This is a genomic window from Asticcacaulis solisilvae, from assembly GCF_052327315.1.
Taxonomy (GTDB): Bacteria; Pseudomonadota; Alphaproteobacteria; order Caulobacterales; family Caulobacteraceae; genus Asticcacaulis; species Asticcacaulis solisilvae_B.
In genome coordinates this window covers 2,057,938-2,071,532 of record NZ_CP166196.1, presented here as the reverse complement: position 1 = coordinate 2,071,532, position 13,595 = coordinate 2,057,938, and the positions used below count along the sequence as shown (strand labels likewise).

The 13,595-nt window shown below is 64.4% G+C and carries 15 protein-coding genes; 8 read left to right on the top strand and 7 right to left on the bottom strand.

Features of this window, described 5'->3' with window-relative positions:
* The first annotated feature begins 4 nt into the window (after positions 1–4).
* Positions 5–1,432, top strand: coding sequence for a DUF6880 family protein (locus tag AB8717_RS09710; RefSeq protein WP_443747130.1), 1,428 nt, complete (start codon positions 5–7; stop codon positions 1,430–1,432).
* A 3-nt stretch (positions 1,433–1,435) separates the two neighbouring features.
* Here AB8717_RS09710 and AB8717_RS09705 read toward each other — a convergent pair whose 3' ends face one another.
* Both AB8717_RS09705 and AB8717_RS09700 read right to left on the bottom strand, forming a co-directional pair.
* Positions 1,436–2,191, bottom strand: a complete 756-nt coding sequence (locus AB8717_RS09705; RefSeq protein ID WP_443747129.1) for a hypothetical protein — start codon at positions 2,189–2,191, stop codon at positions 1,436–1,438.
* Positions 2,192–2,193: 2 nt separating this feature from the next.
* Complete coding sequence (locus tag AB8717_RS09700) at positions 2,194–2,706, bottom strand: hypothetical protein (protein ID WP_443750831.1); 513 nt, start codon at positions 2,704–2,706, stop codon at positions 2,194–2,196.
* A 164-nt stretch (positions 2,707–2,870) separates the two neighbouring features.
* Between AB8717_RS09700 and AB8717_RS09695 the strand changes: the two genes are divergently transcribed.
* From AB8717_RS09695 to AB8717_RS09680, 4 genes are all read left to right on the top strand, one after another.
* The gene (locus AB8717_RS09695; RefSeq protein WP_443750830.1) at positions 2,871–3,860 is read left to right on the top strand and encodes a hypothetical protein; all 990 of its coding nucleotides are present in this window, start codon (positions 2,871–2,873) and stop codon (positions 3,858–3,860) included.
* Positions 3,861–4,107: 247 nt separating this feature from the next.
* Positions 4,108–4,659: a DUF3617 domain-containing protein gene (locus AB8717_RS09690; protein WP_443750829.1), complete on the top strand. Its 552-nt coding sequence runs from the start codon at positions 4,108–4,110 to the stop codon at positions 4,657–4,659.
* A gap of 93 nt (positions 4,660–4,752) precedes the next feature.
* Complete coding sequence (locus tag AB8717_RS09685) at positions 4,753–5,604, top strand: hypothetical protein (RefSeq protein WP_443750828.1); 852 nt, start codon at positions 4,753–4,755, stop codon at positions 5,602–5,604.
* 15 nt (positions 5,605–5,619) lie between these two features.
* Positions 5,620–6,141: a hypothetical protein gene (locus AB8717_RS09680; RefSeq protein WP_443750827.1), complete on the top strand. Its 522-nt coding sequence runs from the start codon at positions 5,620–5,622 to the stop codon at positions 6,139–6,141.
* Between the two features lie 266 nt (positions 6,142–6,407).
* Here the strand turns inward: AB8717_RS09680 and AB8717_RS09675 are convergent, their stop codons facing one another.
* Positions 6,408–7,280: a hypothetical protein gene (locus tag AB8717_RS09675; protein ID WP_443750826.1), complete on the bottom strand. Its 873-nt coding sequence runs from the start codon at positions 7,278–7,280 to the stop codon at positions 6,408–6,410.
* 109 nt (positions 7,281–7,389) lie between these two features.
* On the bottom strand, positions 7,390–7,935 hold the full coding sequence (locus AB8717_RS09670; protein ID WP_443750825.1) for a hypothetical protein: 546 nt from the start codon (positions 7,933–7,935) through the stop codon (positions 7,390–7,392).
* Between the two features lie 125 nt (positions 7,936–8,060).
* On the opposite strand from AB8717_RS09670, the gene AB8717_RS09665 reads away from it, so the two are divergent.
* Both AB8717_RS09665 and AB8717_RS09660 read left to right on the top strand, forming a co-directional pair.
* Complete coding sequence (locus AB8717_RS09665; protein ID WP_443750824.1) at positions 8,061–8,798, top strand: hypothetical protein; 738 nt, start codon at positions 8,061–8,063, stop codon at positions 8,796–8,798.
* 191 nt (positions 8,799–8,989) lie between these two features.
* Positions 8,990–9,802: a hypothetical protein gene (locus tag AB8717_RS09660; protein WP_443750823.1), complete on the top strand. Its 813-nt coding sequence runs from the start codon at positions 8,990–8,992 to the stop codon at positions 9,800–9,802.
* Here AB8717_RS09660 and AB8717_RS09655 read toward each other — a convergent pair whose 3' ends face one another.
* On the bottom strand, positions 9,803–10,237 hold the full coding sequence (locus AB8717_RS09655; protein ID WP_443750822.1) for an NADAR family protein: 435 nt from the start codon (positions 10,235–10,237) through the stop codon (positions 9,803–9,805).
* A 73-nt stretch (positions 10,238–10,310) separates the two neighbouring features.
* Here AB8717_RS09655 and AB8717_RS09650 point away from each other — a divergent pair, with 73 nt between their 5' ends.
* Positions 10,311–11,219 carry a DMT family transporter gene (locus AB8717_RS09650; RefSeq protein WP_443750821.1) on the top strand — a complete coding sequence of 303 codons (909 nt, stop codon included), beginning with the start codon at positions 10,311–10,313 and terminating at the stop codon, positions 11,217–11,219.
* A 2-nt stretch (positions 11,220–11,221) separates the two neighbouring features.
* Here the strand turns inward: AB8717_RS09650 and AB8717_RS09645 are convergent, their stop codons facing one another.
* Both AB8717_RS09645 and AB8717_RS09640 read right to left on the bottom strand, forming a co-directional pair.
* A complete protein-coding gene (locus AB8717_RS09645) occupies positions 11,222–12,001 on the bottom strand; it encodes a nucleotidyltransferase domain-containing protein (RefSeq protein WP_443750820.1) in 780 nt (259 codons plus the stop codon).
* A gap of 36 nt (positions 12,002–12,037) precedes the next feature.
* Positions 12,038–13,552 (bottom strand): hypothetical protein, encoded by a 1,515-nt coding sequence (locus tag AB8717_RS09640; protein WP_443750819.1) that lies wholly within the window; start codon positions 13,550–13,552, stop codon positions 12,038–12,040.
* Positions 13,553–13,595: the final 43 nt, after the last annotated feature.

The window sequence follows — 13,595 nt, the reverse complement described above, 5'->3', positions numbered from 1 at the left end:
CGCCATGGCGTCCAAGACCACCCTGAATCACAAGAACCTCGAAGCGCTGGGCGCCGAACGGCTGGCGGAACTGCTGATCGACATCTCGACCGGCAATGCCAATGCCAAACGCCGCCTGCGCATGGAGCTGGCGGCGGCGGAAAGCCCCGACAAGCTGGTCGTCGAGATCCAGAAGCGCCTGACGTCCATCAACAATGCCTCGACCGGCATAGGCTGGCGCACGCTCAAGGCCTTCATCGCCGACCTAGAAACGCAGCGCAGCCTGATCGCCACCCGCGTCGCCCCCGCCGCCCCGGCCGAGGCGTGGGAGCTGATCGCGCAACTGGCCGCCATGGGCGACGCGACCCTTGCCCGCGCCACCGACATGTCGGGTGAGCTGATCGCGGTCTTTCACCGCGCCGCGCTCGACATGGCCGCCATCGCCGAAGCCGCCAATCCCGCGCCCGAGGCCGTCACCAGACGCGTGCTCGACGCCGTGTCGTTCAACGGCTACGGCCAGAACGACGGCCTGATCACGGCGCTGGCTCCGCGCCTTGGGCCGTCTGGCCTGATGCAGCTCCAGGACGCCCTGCTGTCCGGCAAGACGCCCGAACGCACGGCCGCACCCGCGACCCGCCGTGTCTCGCGCTGGCGGAAACGCAAGCTCGAACGCGCCGTCGCGCGGAGGCGGTCGCGCGCCGAAACCATCTCGGCCGCCCTGATGGAGATCGCCGACGCCCTTAACGACCCCGACGCCTGGATGGCGCTGCAATCGGACCTGCGCCACCCCGATGTCGCCGCCGGCGCGGCGGATCGCCTGGTCGCCGCCAACCGCGCCGAAGAGGCCCTGGCCCTGCTCGACCGCGTCCGTCCCTCGGCGCGCGAGCTGCGCCCGGAAAACTGGCAAGCGGCGCACATCCGCACGCTCGAAGCCCTGGGGCGCGGCGGCGACGCGCAGGCCTTCCGGCTCAAGGCCTTCCACGACACGCTCGACCCCGAGCCCTTGCGCGCCTATCTGAAGCGCCTGCCCGACTTCGACGACATCGAGGCCGAAGACGCCGCGCTCGATTACGCCGTCACCTTCACAGATGCGCATAAGGCCCTGGATTTCCTGGTGTCCTGGCCGTCGCTCGACCGCGCCGCGCGGCTCGTCACGACGCGCATCAACAGCCTGGACGGCAATGACGAGGACCTGCTGCCCGAGGCCGCCGAAAAGCTGCTGGCCAAGTATCCGCTGGCCGCCACCCTGCTCCTGCGCAAGCTGATCGACGCGACGCTCATCAATTCGCGCTCGGTGGCTTACGAGCAGGCGGCCCAGGCCCTGTCGGAATGCCGCCGCCTGTCCGCCTTCGTCACCGACTGGCAGGGCTTCCCGGACCACGCCGAATACGAAGGCGCCTTACGCGCCGCCCACCCGCGCAAGATCGACTTCTGGGAAGCGGCGGCGGCCTGAACCCTATTGGCACCACAGTTCGGTGCGCACCAGATGCGGCCGGAGGCACGTCTTTTCCGGCAGCGGCAGGGACTGGCCGGGCTTCCACATCCCCAGACGCTTCTGGATGTTGGGCATTTCGGAATCGATGACTGCCAAAGGGTTGCCGTCGCCATAGGCCGTGGCGCTGCGATAGCGCAGGACCGGCGCATAGACGCCCGCGCCGGACAGCCGGTTGACCACCACCCAGAAGGCGTAGGGCTTGTCCTGCGTGGGCTCGGCCACGATGATGTCGCCCTGAAGCGGCCCCGAGGCCACGAACCGGATGTCCTCGTTGTTGTTGTGGCCGGTGACGTGGTCGTAGGCCGTGACGAAGGCGTCCCTGGCCGCATCGTACAGCAGGAACTGGAACCGGATGCCCTGGTTGCCGTCGATGCTGTAGGTCGTGGCCGTCCGCACCTGCAGGACCGGCCGCGCCGTGGCGCCCGGCAGGTGCTGGATGGCCGAGGCCGCGAAATGCGCCTGGGCGTAGATATCGTCGGCCGTCGTGTCGCGGAACCTGCCCGTCACGTCCGGATCGCAGTGCCGGCCCCGGTCGCGGCTGAGGCAGAGGGTCACCGTACCCGGCACCTTTTCGTCCAGCCCGGCGGGATCGGCGACCTCGGGCCCCTGCGACGCCGTCAGCGTCCAGGGCGAACGGGTATGAAACGGCCCCGACAGGTCGAGGGACGAAACCTGCGCCGCCGCCGTCAGCGCGGCCATAAGAACGATCGCGATCATGGTCACTCCTGTTTCGGGGGCGGACACCGGACAGCGGGCGTCAGCCGGATATTGCGCCAGCCGATTTTCATTTTCCGAACCTTGTCCGTACCATAGGTTCCAATGCTGACCTTGCCTTTGAAGGTGGCTGGCACATAGACGCTGGCGCCCTCATGGCCCTCGTCCGCGCGCCGGATGCCGCCTTCGGTGTCGAGCAGGACCAGCCCGTCGAGTTCATCCAGCCGCGTGCGGTCAAGCCAGGTGACGCCCAGGCTTCCTTCGCCCTTGATAAGGCCGCTGGGATCGGCGCTGCTGCCGGCATCGATCGACCAGCCCGGCGGAAAGTGGCAGACCGCCACCATGCGCACGCCCCAGGTATCGATCGAAAACCCGTCGACGAATTCGTTTTTTCCGATCGTCAGCCCGGTAATCGACGCCAGATACAGGGTCGGATGCCGCGGGGGCGCGGCGGCAAGGCCCGGTCCGGCGGCAAGGCCGTAAGCGGCGGCGCATGCAATCCATAAGCTGCGGACCATGACTGTCGCCCCCCGTTCGGGCCGCAGCATATCCTTGTCCCGGTTTGCAATCAACGCTTTGGACACGCACCGACTGTATCCGATAGCCGCCGCCGTGCCCGCGCGTTACAAGACCGTCACGAAAGCCTGACACACTGACGCGGCCATTTTCCCCGGGGGCAGGATTGAAGGACAAGGCGGCGATACTGGATCTGAGGCGACGGCGCCTGCGCGAAAAAGGCGTGCCCGAAGCCTTTGTCGAGGCGCTGGCTCATTGGCGGCTGGAGCCCCTGCCCGTCGGCAGCCTGCTCTTCGGCGTGCTGTATTACGTGGCGGCCCTGACGATCGGCTTCCTGTCGCTCTTCGGCAGCTGCGACTTTGTCTATGCCCGCCTCTACCGGGGTTTGGTGGACAAAAGCACCCTGTTCGGCACAGCCCTTGTCTTCCCCATGGCGATGTGGAGCCTGGTCCTTACCGTCATCTTCCTCCCGCTGCTGGCGGGCCGCCTCGTGGCCGCGCTTACGCCCAGGGCCGCCGAAGCCCGCTCGCGCCGCGCCTTCGTCGCCGAGATGCTGCTGGCGGACGGCATGCCCGGCCATCCGCGCATGACCCGGCCGCGCATCGCGGCCCGTGGCGGCGCGGAAAGCGCCGAGGCCTATCTCGACGCCCTGATTCCGCCGTCCAGGGGGCGCGCCGTCGTGCGATGGGCCGATATCGGCATCCCTGTCACCCTGCTCCTGCTGGGCCTGGCGCGCTATGACTACTGGTCGCTCGACGGTACGCGCCTCACGATGATGAGCCTGGGCACGCCCTCGGTCTACGACCTCTCACAGGCCACCCGGGTCAATGTCGCCTGCACCTACGCCCGCGACGCGGAATTCGGCAACGGCACGCCGCATATCAACTACAACCTCTATATCGGCAAGGGGCCGATCGACCTGATGGTGCAGCACGACGTGGTCAACCACCTGACGACCCCCGACGCCGTGCTGGACCGCCTGATGCCGGTGGACAGCTGGCTGCGCGCCCACCATGTGCCGGTCAACCGCATCAGCCTGCCGGATCTCGATCCGGCCGGCCGGGCCTGCGTCAGGGACCTGCTCAACCAGGCGCCGCCAGCCCGCGAGGCGCGCCTGCGCCGGCTGCTGTTCGAACATCCCGATACCGCTATCTAGGCCGGAAGACGGTCGCGACGATATCGTCCTTTTGCACATCCGGCCGCGCCGCAGCCGCATATTACCGCCTTGAAACCGCCGCCGAACCGTGGTCAACGGTAACCGTCAACCCGCTGACACGATTGTGGGCCATGATGGCGCGGGCGCGTATTCCGCCCGGGTCAAAGCCTTACGCCGGGCTTTAAAAGTTTTTCCCAAGCGTATGATTTTCATATTTATTTCTAAAGGATTCGAAATGCGACGCCGCATGACCTTCCCCGCCCTCGCCTGCCTTGCTATCGTCCTGGCGCCGGTCCTGGCCCACGCCCAGACGGTGCCAGCCAAACCCGGCCTGTGGGCCTCGGCCAGCCAGGCCGTGCTCAACGGCAAGACCCTGCCGACCATTTTCGACATCCACGGTGTTCCCGAAGCGAAGAAAACCCAGTTGCGCCAGGCCATGGCGCAAGCCGGCCTGCCCGCCGGCTGGAACCCGTCGCTGACCTGTGAGACCGCGACCAGGATCGACCTGCAAACCATCCTCGGCCAGATGAAGGCCGAGGGCTGCACGCCGGAAGTCACCTCCAACTCCGGCAGCCGCATCACCGGCAAGGTGACGTGCGCGTCGGGCCCGACCACCGGCACCGGCACGGTCGAGGTCTCCGGCATCGGCAGCGCCCAGGTCACCTACGTGCTGAACATGACGGGGACGATCAGCGGCGCGCCCATGACCTACAAGGCGACGACCGTCAGCAAGTTCATCGGTTCGGACTGCTCCCAGCTTCCGCCCGGCGTCGACGCCGACATGCTGAGCGGCCAATAGACGCAACGCCGGCCCGGGCTGTTGCGACCCCGGGCCGGCCGTTTCCGTAACCCCGCACAATGGCAACTTCAGGATGTCCCGCGCGGGCGTGACGTGCAGCGTTCCCGCAGAAATATTCACCAAAACACTCATGCTTGCATCAACGGAAAAATTATTGCAGGTTCCGCGTTTCCTTGGGGCCTTAAAATTGTGTCAGCCGATAATTTTCATTCGCGCATCAAAACCTTAGCTCAAGATTGGTTTGACAACCCTCTGCAGAAATTTGGTTTTACGACAATCGGATTATTTTCGAATACCGCCACGGGTTCGTGCCGGGTGTCGTTTGGCGAAAACAATATCGGTTACATAAAGCCCAATACGCAATCGGGAGATTCGCGAAATCTACTCGTAGCGCGGGAAAAAATTGCCGCCGATCTCGCGCATGCTCTTGGGTTTCCTGTTGCGCCTGTCGTTATACGCATGCCGACCGGCGACCGGTGGAATCACCCCATGGCGCTGTCCCTGTCGTGCCTTCAGTCGCCGAGGCCGTGGAATCCCGACGATGCTGATTTGGCAAAAATGGCCGTGGCGGATTTGGAAAGACTCAGAATATTCTGGTCGTGGATCGGAGATGTCGATCACAACGGTAATCGCGGCAATCTTCTTTACGAACGGACCGGAAGCACGTGTAGGGTGATTGCTATAGACCATGCTCGCTCTATGTGTCATAGCTGCGACCAGTATAATCCGGATCGTGTGGGGATGTGCATGGGGTACGCCACCGCCGAACTGGAAGGGGCAGCTGAAGCACGAGCCTGCGCAGCCAAACTTATTTTGGACGCCGGAATGCGGTATGCGGACCTGGTTGTTCACAGGCTTGATACTATCTTAACCCCCGAGGCGCAAATACGTATTATGGGAATACTTGAAGGCAGGCTAGAATTACTGCCGGCATGGGCGGCATAGGCCGGAGATGCGACGATGATGAATTTTTTCGGTACGCAATGGCGGATAGAATATCGCGCCGACATGAGATTGGCAGACTCGCCGCTTATTTCTCTCGGTGTGCTTTATGAGGCAGCCTGGCCCGCGCACGAGGCGCGGTGGCTGGGACTGGCCTTCAGACGGGATTTATACCCGCTGGAGACCGATTGTATCAATTACGATACATGGCCGGAACTTAAAGAGCCCGAGGTTTTCATGCGCCGGCTGTTCGATCAGTGTTGGCAGGCCGGAGAAAAAACCGAACTCGGCACCGACGTCATAGCGGAATCATATCCCGCCTACAGTGCCATGCATTTCACGCGGGAACGGGCTTCTGTCGACGTGTCGAGCTTTGACCCGCACAACACGTTCTTGCATCTGACCGAATATTTGTCTGAGCTGAAGCTGACTTTAAAGCCGACACTCTCGGCGCCGGTCTATCCGTTTGCAGCCAGGCCAGGGCGAAAAGATGAAGTCCTGTCGCCTGTCGGCGAAGAAATGCGCTCACGCGCGGCCTAAGTCTCCACGATCGTAACCGCTATCGGTTAGTGAAAAGCAATAAGGCCCTCGACACATGTTCGAGGGCCTTATTATTTGCAATAACGCATTGTATATACGCGAACAGGGTTCAACACGCCGAAAGGATTGAAGATTTCGGCGCTTAGCCCGAATGCCGGGCCTAGCAACTCACGGCTTCGGCTTGTCCGGAGTCGCCGCCGCCTTGGCCTTGGCGTCGGTCTTGTCCTTATCCTGCATGTCCTTCAGCCGCTGCGCCTGCTTGTCCATCACCGGAACGCCCAGGTCCTGGCGCAGGGCGTCCGGTTGTACGGCTCCTGGGTCCAGTCCTGGCCGTTCTGCTTGCCGAATTGGGTGCCGAAAATCTGCGGCTGCTTTTCCGCCATCAGGTAGCGGTCGAGCGTCGCCGCCGCGATCCACGTCGCCTCACCCTGCCCCCGCGCCACCGCCACCGTCGCCAGCACGTGGGCCAGCATGTAGTCTTCGGGGGTGCTCCCATGCTGGAAGACAAAGGCAGCGTGCAGGAAGTCGTCGCCGCTTTGCAGCGCCCCGGCCTTCAACAGTTCGGCGGTCTGCTGCCGGCGCTGGGCGTCGTCGGCGCCGATCTTCGCCCAGTCGCCCGCCATGCCGTTCTTGCGCGCGTCCTGGTCGGCCTTGAAGATGGCCGACATCTCGGCATTGTCCGACCGGATGGTCTGCGCCGCATAGGTCTTGGCCGGGTCCCAGTGGTCGGCCGCCGTGCCTTCCGCTTCGCGCACCAGCGTCACCGCGCCGACATTGAAATTGACATAGCTTTCCGTGGCGTGGCCGGCATCGACGGGCGTGATGTCGAAGACGTCGGGGCGGGAATGCGGCTCAGGGTCGTCGAAGGTCAGTTCAAGCCCGCCGCCCTTTTCGACGACCGTCATGGCTGGCCGTCGGACGACGGCATCCTTCATCTTGAAAAAGTTGGCGCCATCCGTGCGCAGGGTTTCAGGGCGCACCCAGATGGCCTCCCACCCCTTCGCCGTCCTGCCGATGACGAAGCGGTAGATGGGCGTGCCCTCGCCGGATTTGAGCACCCAGGCACCGGACGGGTCGGCCGCTGCCACCGGTGTCGCAAACGCCAGCGCAAGCGCCGAAATCGCCGTGATGAATTTCATGATAAGTCCCCTGTTCGCTGGAAGCACAGCGTTATACGAACGGGAACAAGACCGATTTAAGGCTGTATCGCGGTCGAAATTCGCCCGGTCAATGTCACCGCGGGTTGTTTTATTTGCCGTCCCCCGGCCACAGCGGCACATCCATGGCGGACTTCACATAGGGCAGTTTGTCCTTCATCAACCCGAACACGTCGCCGCTGCGCATCTCCAGCACGTCGGCGCCGGACAGGGTCTGCGCCGGGCTTATGCACTCCGTCCCCTCGAACTCGCCGGTCACGGTGTTGCGGGCGTTGAAATAGTGGAAGCAGGCCTTGGTCTTGCCGTCCATGACGCGGATGCCCCATATGCCCTTGACCACGGCGTGGTTCTTGGGGAACCACATGCGGTCGCTGCCGTCGGCCGCCGAATATTCGACGAAGACGCCGTATCCCGCCTGGTAGAAGATCTTGGTCTTGTCGGCCACGTTGGCGGTCAGGGCCGCGCGGACATCGGCGTCGGACATAGCCGCGACCACCGCCTGTTCGTCGAACTGCTTCTGCCGCGACGCTTCGGCAAAGGCCTTCGCGTCCGCGTCACTCAAGGTTTTCGCGCCGTCGCCCGCGAAGGCGACCTGCGGCAAAAGGCACAGCACGAAGGCTGCAAGCAGGCGTTTCATGAAAAAGTCCCCCGTAGACACTGGCCATTCATAGCGCCGATCGGACGGCCGCCGCAACGGTCTTGTGGGCATTGCGCCCCCACGCCTCCGCAGGTACCATCGCCGGACCACGCCGGGGGGCCTTCATGACATCCGCCATCTTTCGTACCGCCTTGATCCTTGCGATGCTGGCCGCCGTGGCCGGCCCGCTCCATGCCGCCGAGCGCCATTACGGCACCTTCAGCCATGGCGCCGTTGACATGTGGTCCTCCGTCGCCGGCACGAACCGAACGGCCACCTTTACCAGTCCCGACAAGACCTGGACCGTAGCCCTCAGCGGCGCCGACACGGACGCGGTGAATGTCCGCGTCAGGGGCCGGCTTGGGCGGCTGGATATCGCCACGGCCGACTTCGTCGACGCCGAACTGGTGTGGGCGCCCGACAGCTCCGGCGCCTTCTTCACCGGCAGCGAAGGCGGCGCCGTCGGACAATTCAACCTCCATGTCATCCGCCGGCGCAACGGCCGTCTGACCGAAACCGACCTGTCGCCGCTGGTCCGCAAAGCCTTCGGTCACCCCGTACGCTGCTTCAGCCCGGAAGATCCCAATGTTGGCGGCATCCGCTGGCTTGGCCCGCGCCGCGTGCTGGTCGCAGCCGAAATCCCGCCGCACAGCAACTGCGACAACATGGGGACGTTCAGGGCCTATATCGTCGACCTCGATCGCATGAAGGTCGTCCGAAGCTACGATCAGCTTACGACCAAGCGACTGTTTGGTTCGTCGATCGGTCAGGAGTTGAAAGGCGCCGACGACAGCTGCATTCGCCAGCCAGCCTCATGCTGGGTTCCGCAGTTGCACCAGCGCAAATCGCGTCCGTCGTCATGATCCCGGGACGTGCGCGAAAACTGACGGTGCCCATGGCGGTAGCCGTAAGCCTCGGCGCGCCGCTGGCGGGCTAAACCGCCGTGCCGGGTTTTTTGTACGGCGCCCCGCGTCTCCCTTTTCCGTGCCCGCAGTCCACCGGGTCGACAGAAGGCCATCGCCGCAGTACAGTCACGCGATCATCGGGGGGAACCATGACACGCAAGACCTGGGCGGCCATCGCCGTCTTCATCGCAGCCATCATGGCCCTGGCGGGTTTCGCCGGGCTGGGCGACAATTACGACACCCGCCAGCCCATCTACGCCCTTGTCGGCCACTTCGTGCCGAAAGACCAGCACGACCGCGCCGAAGCCTATGTCGCCGCCATGCAGCGCCAGGACCTTGCGACACTGAAGGCGATGAGCGACCCCGCCGTCCTGAACGCCGACTTCTACGCCTCCGTACCAAAGATCGCCGCCTACCTGCCGGCGGTTCGTCCGGTATCGACCGGCGCCATCCAGTACAATGTCACCGCCGCCTCGGACGGCCGACGCACGGCCGTGCTGACGATCAACCACGTCTATCCGAACGGCGGAGTCGTCTTCACCACCGTTGTCTTCAACCTGGTGAACAACAGGATCGAAGGCTTCCAGTTCCGCTCGCTGTCGCCCGCCGACGTGCACGCCCTGCGCTTCGATCCGCTGCACGCCAACGCGGCGCAGGCCGGGTTGCTGGCCGCCGCCCTTGCCCTGATCGCCTTTACGCTGGTTACGCTTTATCGCTGCCTCAGCCTGCCGGGCATACGCTTCAAATGGTTGTGGTTCATCTTCATCATGGCGGGCGTCTGCAGCCTTCGCTTCAACTGGATGACGCAAGCCTATGTTTTTACGCCAATCTACATCCATTGGGGCGCGGGCGGCGTCTACCAGGCCCTGTTCGAGCCCGCCACCGTCTATCTCAGCCTGCCCCTGGGCGCGATCCTGTTCTGGGCGACCGGCAAGGGCAAGGCGCCGGTAAAGGCAGGCTGATCAGGCCTTCAATTCTGCCCGCACCTGCTCGAGCATCCGTCCCAGCCGGTTTTCACCGCTGCCGTCAGCGCCGATGCCCCAATAATAGTCGCCGGGCGCGGCCTCGGCCAGGTCTTCCTCACCCGTTCCAAGCAACAACTCCGCCAAGACCTTGTGCGTGCTGAATTTTTTCCGCACTGCGGCCAGCATGACATCATTGCGGATATCGTCCCAACCCGCGCGGATCGGCACGTCCCGCGTCCGGCCCAGGGCTTTGGCGTCCTTTGGCGTCGACGCTTTACGGATCCGCTCGCGCCACGCCGCGTCGTCGAACTTCTGCGCCTGGAAATAGTGCTCGACTGTCTTCCACCACACGCCGTCCATCTCGATGCCGAAGGGCGCGAAATTGGAAAACTCGGCAAAGGCGTCGGTCTGCGAATAGAAGTAGACGGTCATGGCGTCTTTTGCCTGATTGAACACAGGCCGGCAAGCGGTTGCCAGCCGCCGCCCGACACGGTATCGGCATCCCATGCGTACCGTTTCCCGCCTTCAGGCCGACCTTCTCCTGCTTCTGACCGCCGCCATCTGGGGCCTCGCCTTCGTCGCCCAGAAATCGGGCCTCGACGGCATGGGACCGTTCGGCTTCGTCGGCGCGCGCTTCCTGCTGTCAACGATTGTCGTCCTGCCGCTGGCCTGGCGCGAATGGAAGGGCCGCGCCGGCCTCCCCGCCATGACGCCAAAGGACTGGGGCCTGATGGGCCTGCTGTCCCTGGCCTTCTTCGCCGGCGCCTATCTGCAGCAGGCCGGCATGGTCACGGCCAGCGTCACCAATGCCGGCTTCCTCACCGCCCTCTATGTCGTCTTCGTGCCCGTCATCGGACTGTTCGTCTTCCGCCACCGCCAGTCAATCATTGTCTGGCCGGCCTGCGCCATTGCGATCGCCGGGGTGTGGCTGCTCAATGGCGGGCGGCTCGACCACCTGTCGATGGGCGACGCCCTCGTCATCGGCTGCGCCGCCGCCTTCGGGCTCCAGATCAATCTGATGGGCATCGTGGTGCGGCAGTCCGCCCGCCCCTTCACCATCTGCGTGGCGCAGAACGCCGTCACCGCCGTGGCGGCGCTGGCGCTCGCGGGCCTGCACGAGCACATCACCGTGGCCGGCATCCAGTCCAGCCTTGTCCCGATCCTCTACGCCGGCATCGTGTCGGGCGGCATCGGCTTCGCGCTCCAGGCCTTCGCGCAGCAGCACACGCCGTCGGCCGACGCCGCCATCATCATGTCGGGCGAGGCCCTGTTCGCAGCCCTGTCGGGCGCCGTCCTGCTGCATGAGCGGCTGGGCGCGATCAACTGGCTGGGTTGCGGGCTGATCTTCGCCGCCCTGCTGCTGGTAGAGTTGTATCCCTACGCGGTCAGGGCGTTCACCCGTCCGGCGAACTGACGCTACGCCAGATAAGCCCGCAAAGCCTCAGGCATCGACGCCACCGACCGCGACGGCGGGGCGTCGGCCCTGAGTAAGAGATAGACGTCCGCCGAGGCCAGCAGCGCCGCCCGGATCGCCCGCGCATCATGCCCGGCAATGGTTGATTGCAGCAGCCCCTCCGGATCGAGCCCATAGGCTTCGATCCGCCGCGTCCCCCGCTGCGAGCGCCCGGCCCGCCGGTGCAGCATCGGCCCCAGGACCTGCATCTGGAAAAAGCTCAGGAGGGACAGCGCCTCATGCAACTCGCCGCGCAGCACTTTCGCCGCACCGTAATGCAGCCACACCCACGCGCGCGCCTCGAACCAGTCGGCGTCACGGTCCGGCCATGCAATCCGCGCCGCGTCCAGCCGCGCCGTGATGGCGGTCTCATCGCGCGCCCACAGGACCAGGGGCCGTTCAACCATTGACGCCAGGTCGCCGGCCACGACGAACTTGAAATCGACGTGGAGCAGCGGCGGGCCGTACAGGCAGATCAGCAGGCGCGGCTCGCCCACATGTTCGCCCGTAAAGGCCGACAGCAAAACCCCATGCTTCGCGGCGAAGGCCTCGCGCGCCTCCATCAGGCCGGCATAGGCGTCGTCGCGTACGACCACGACGATATCGATGTCGGACTGTTCGTCGACGCCGCCGTGAACCAGGCTGCCGCCGGCCAGCAGGGCGTCGATCCGCCCGTCCGCCGGTATGGCGGCGCACAGGCGGTCGACAAAGGCCTGATGGTATGCGGGCAGGACGGCGGTCATGGCGTGAGGCTCCGGATCGGAGCCCGAACTTTACGGCTACCGTGGTGCGGCGGCAACTTTCTTCGACGACTGTCCGGCAGCCGCCTTGACCTCTTCGGGCTTGAAGGTGGCGCGGATGTTGACGAGCTGGTTCAACAGATCGAACCAGAACGGCGCGCCCAGCGTAATCGCATAAGCGGTGATCAGCCAGCCGGCGAACATCGAGATGAAGGCGATGCCAGCCTTGGTCTTGCTGGGATGGATCGACGGCTTCACCGTGTTCGGTTCAGCCGCGGTCTTTTTATTTGTGAAAAAGTCAGAAATTCTCCCGGGAACCGCCTTGATCTTGTCCCATACGGGCAGAAGGATATTCGCCACCCGCGGCTCGACGCCCTCACGCGTCCAGCCGATCGGCAACTTCATGTCGACCAGCTTTGCGTTGTAACACTGGATGTTGGCGACGTCCTTCGCCACGCCACTATCGTCGCCGGACTGGGCCGATGCCGAATCCGCCGTGGCGCCGTCACCGGGCGTGGGTTTGTCCTGTGGCTTCTGCCCATCCTTTGGCACGGGCTTGACGTCCGTCTTCGTATCGGACTTCGCGCCCGCACCATTGTCGCTCGCGCACCCGGTCTTGAGCTTGCCGATATCGCTTTTCGCGGCGCTCTCGGCTTCAGAAACGACCACCGCCCGCAGGGTGGCGTCGTTATATAGCGTCTGCGCGATGTGGACCGAATTGACGTTGAACACCGCGCAGGCGGCAAGCCCGCACCAGAACAGGATCCCCTGCTTGTGACGCTTGTACCAGCCCGTGGCGCGGTCCATGACGGCGTTGTACCAGTCTTCAAGCAAGGCCTGGACTTTCTGGATATCGGCCTCGGCAGCCTTCGTGTCCGCCTGTGCCTGCCTCAGGCAGGCGACGACGGCGTCCCTGAATTTGCCGTTGGGCCAATTCGCTTCCACGCCGGAAACCATGTCGTCGATCGTGGCCGTGGCGTTTCCCTTCACCAGCTCCCGCAACATAACGACTATGGTCTGCGCGAAGGTGGAGGCTGGAATATAGGACGGCAAGCTTGCCTTTTGGCCCCGGAGGAATTTCAGATCGTCGGTTTTTTCCCCGCTTAAAAGATCGAACACCATGGTGATGTAGTTCCTGGCCTTGCGGACGAGGCTTTGCCCGTCCGCCGAAACCGGCACGGGATTGTTTCCGCGATACAGGGCGTAAACGAACGGATGATCGAAAAAGGCGTATAGCAAGGTAGCGGCGGACTTCGGGGACTGGGGCGCGGCGGCGGCACCTTGCGCTGGCGCCGGCTTCAGCGCGGCCGGAAGCACGGCCTTGCCCGCGCTGTCCATCTGCCGGTTCGATAGTTGCTTCGTCTGGTCCTGCGGGTCGGCCATCTTGTCAGCAAGCACAGCCCCGAACATTTCCTGCAAGGCCTTGAGACAATAGCGGCCCCGCGATTTCAGCTGCCCTTCGATGACCTCGGAAACCGTGGTCGCCAGAAGGCTGAGCACGACGTAGATGAAGACGAGCCCGATCGCCACGTCCAGGATGTTGGAAAACCCCATTTGTATCGCCCCTTTTGCCCGCCACACGGCGGTCTCGCCCCGA

Excerpts from the sequence above, each read along its gene's own strand:
- AB8717_RS09670 (WP_443750825.1), bottom strand. The coding sequence starts at position 7,935 with ATGAAACGCCTGCTTGCAGCCTTCGTGCTGTGCCTTTTGCCGCAGGTC.
- AB8717_RS09700 (WP_443750831.1), bottom strand. The coding sequence starts at position 2,706 with ATGGTCCGCAGCTTATGGATTGCATGCGCCGCCGCTTACGGCCTTGCC.
- AB8717_RS09660 (WP_443750823.1), top strand. The coding sequence starts at position 8,990 with ATGACACGCAAGACCTGGGCGGCCATCGCCGTCTTCATCGCAGCCATC.
- AB8717_RS09650 (WP_443750821.1), top strand. The coding sequence starts at position 10,311 with ATGCGTACCGTTTCCCGCCTTCAGGCCGACCTTCTCCTGCTTCTGACC.
- AB8717_RS09675 (WP_443750826.1), bottom strand. The coding sequence starts at position 7,280 with ATGAAATTCATCACGGCGATTTCGGCGCTTGCGCTGGCGTTTGCGACA.
- AB8717_RS09655 (WP_443750822.1), bottom strand. The coding sequence starts at position 10,237 with ATGACCGTCTACTTCTATTCGCAGACCGACGCCTTTGCCGAGTTTTCC.
- AB8717_RS09710 (WP_443747130.1), top strand. The coding sequence starts at position 5 with ATGGCGTCCAAGACCACCCTGAATCACAAGAACCTCGAAGCGCTGGGC.
- AB8717_RS09640 (WP_443750819.1), bottom strand. The coding sequence starts at position 13,552 with ATGGGGTTTTCCAACATCCTGGACGTGGCGATCGGGCTCGTCTTCATC.
- AB8717_RS09680 (WP_443750827.1), top strand. The coding sequence starts at position 5,620 with ATGATGAATTTTTTCGGTACGCAATGGCGGATAGAATATCGCGCCGAC.
- AB8717_RS09645 (WP_443750820.1), bottom strand. The coding sequence starts at position 12,001 with ATGACCGCCGTCCTGCCCGCATACCATCAGGCCTTTGTCGACCGCCTG.
- AB8717_RS09665 (WP_443750824.1), top strand. The coding sequence starts at position 8,061 with ATGACATCCGCCATCTTTCGTACCGCCTTGATCCTTGCGATGCTGGCC.
- AB8717_RS09705 (WP_443747129.1), bottom strand. The coding sequence starts at position 2,191 with ATGATCGCGATCGTTCTTATGGCCGCGCTGACGGCGGCGGCGCAGGTT.
- AB8717_RS09690 (WP_443750829.1), top strand. The coding sequence starts at position 4,108 with ATGACCTTCCCCGCCCTCGCCTGCCTTGCTATCGTCCTGGCGCCGGTC.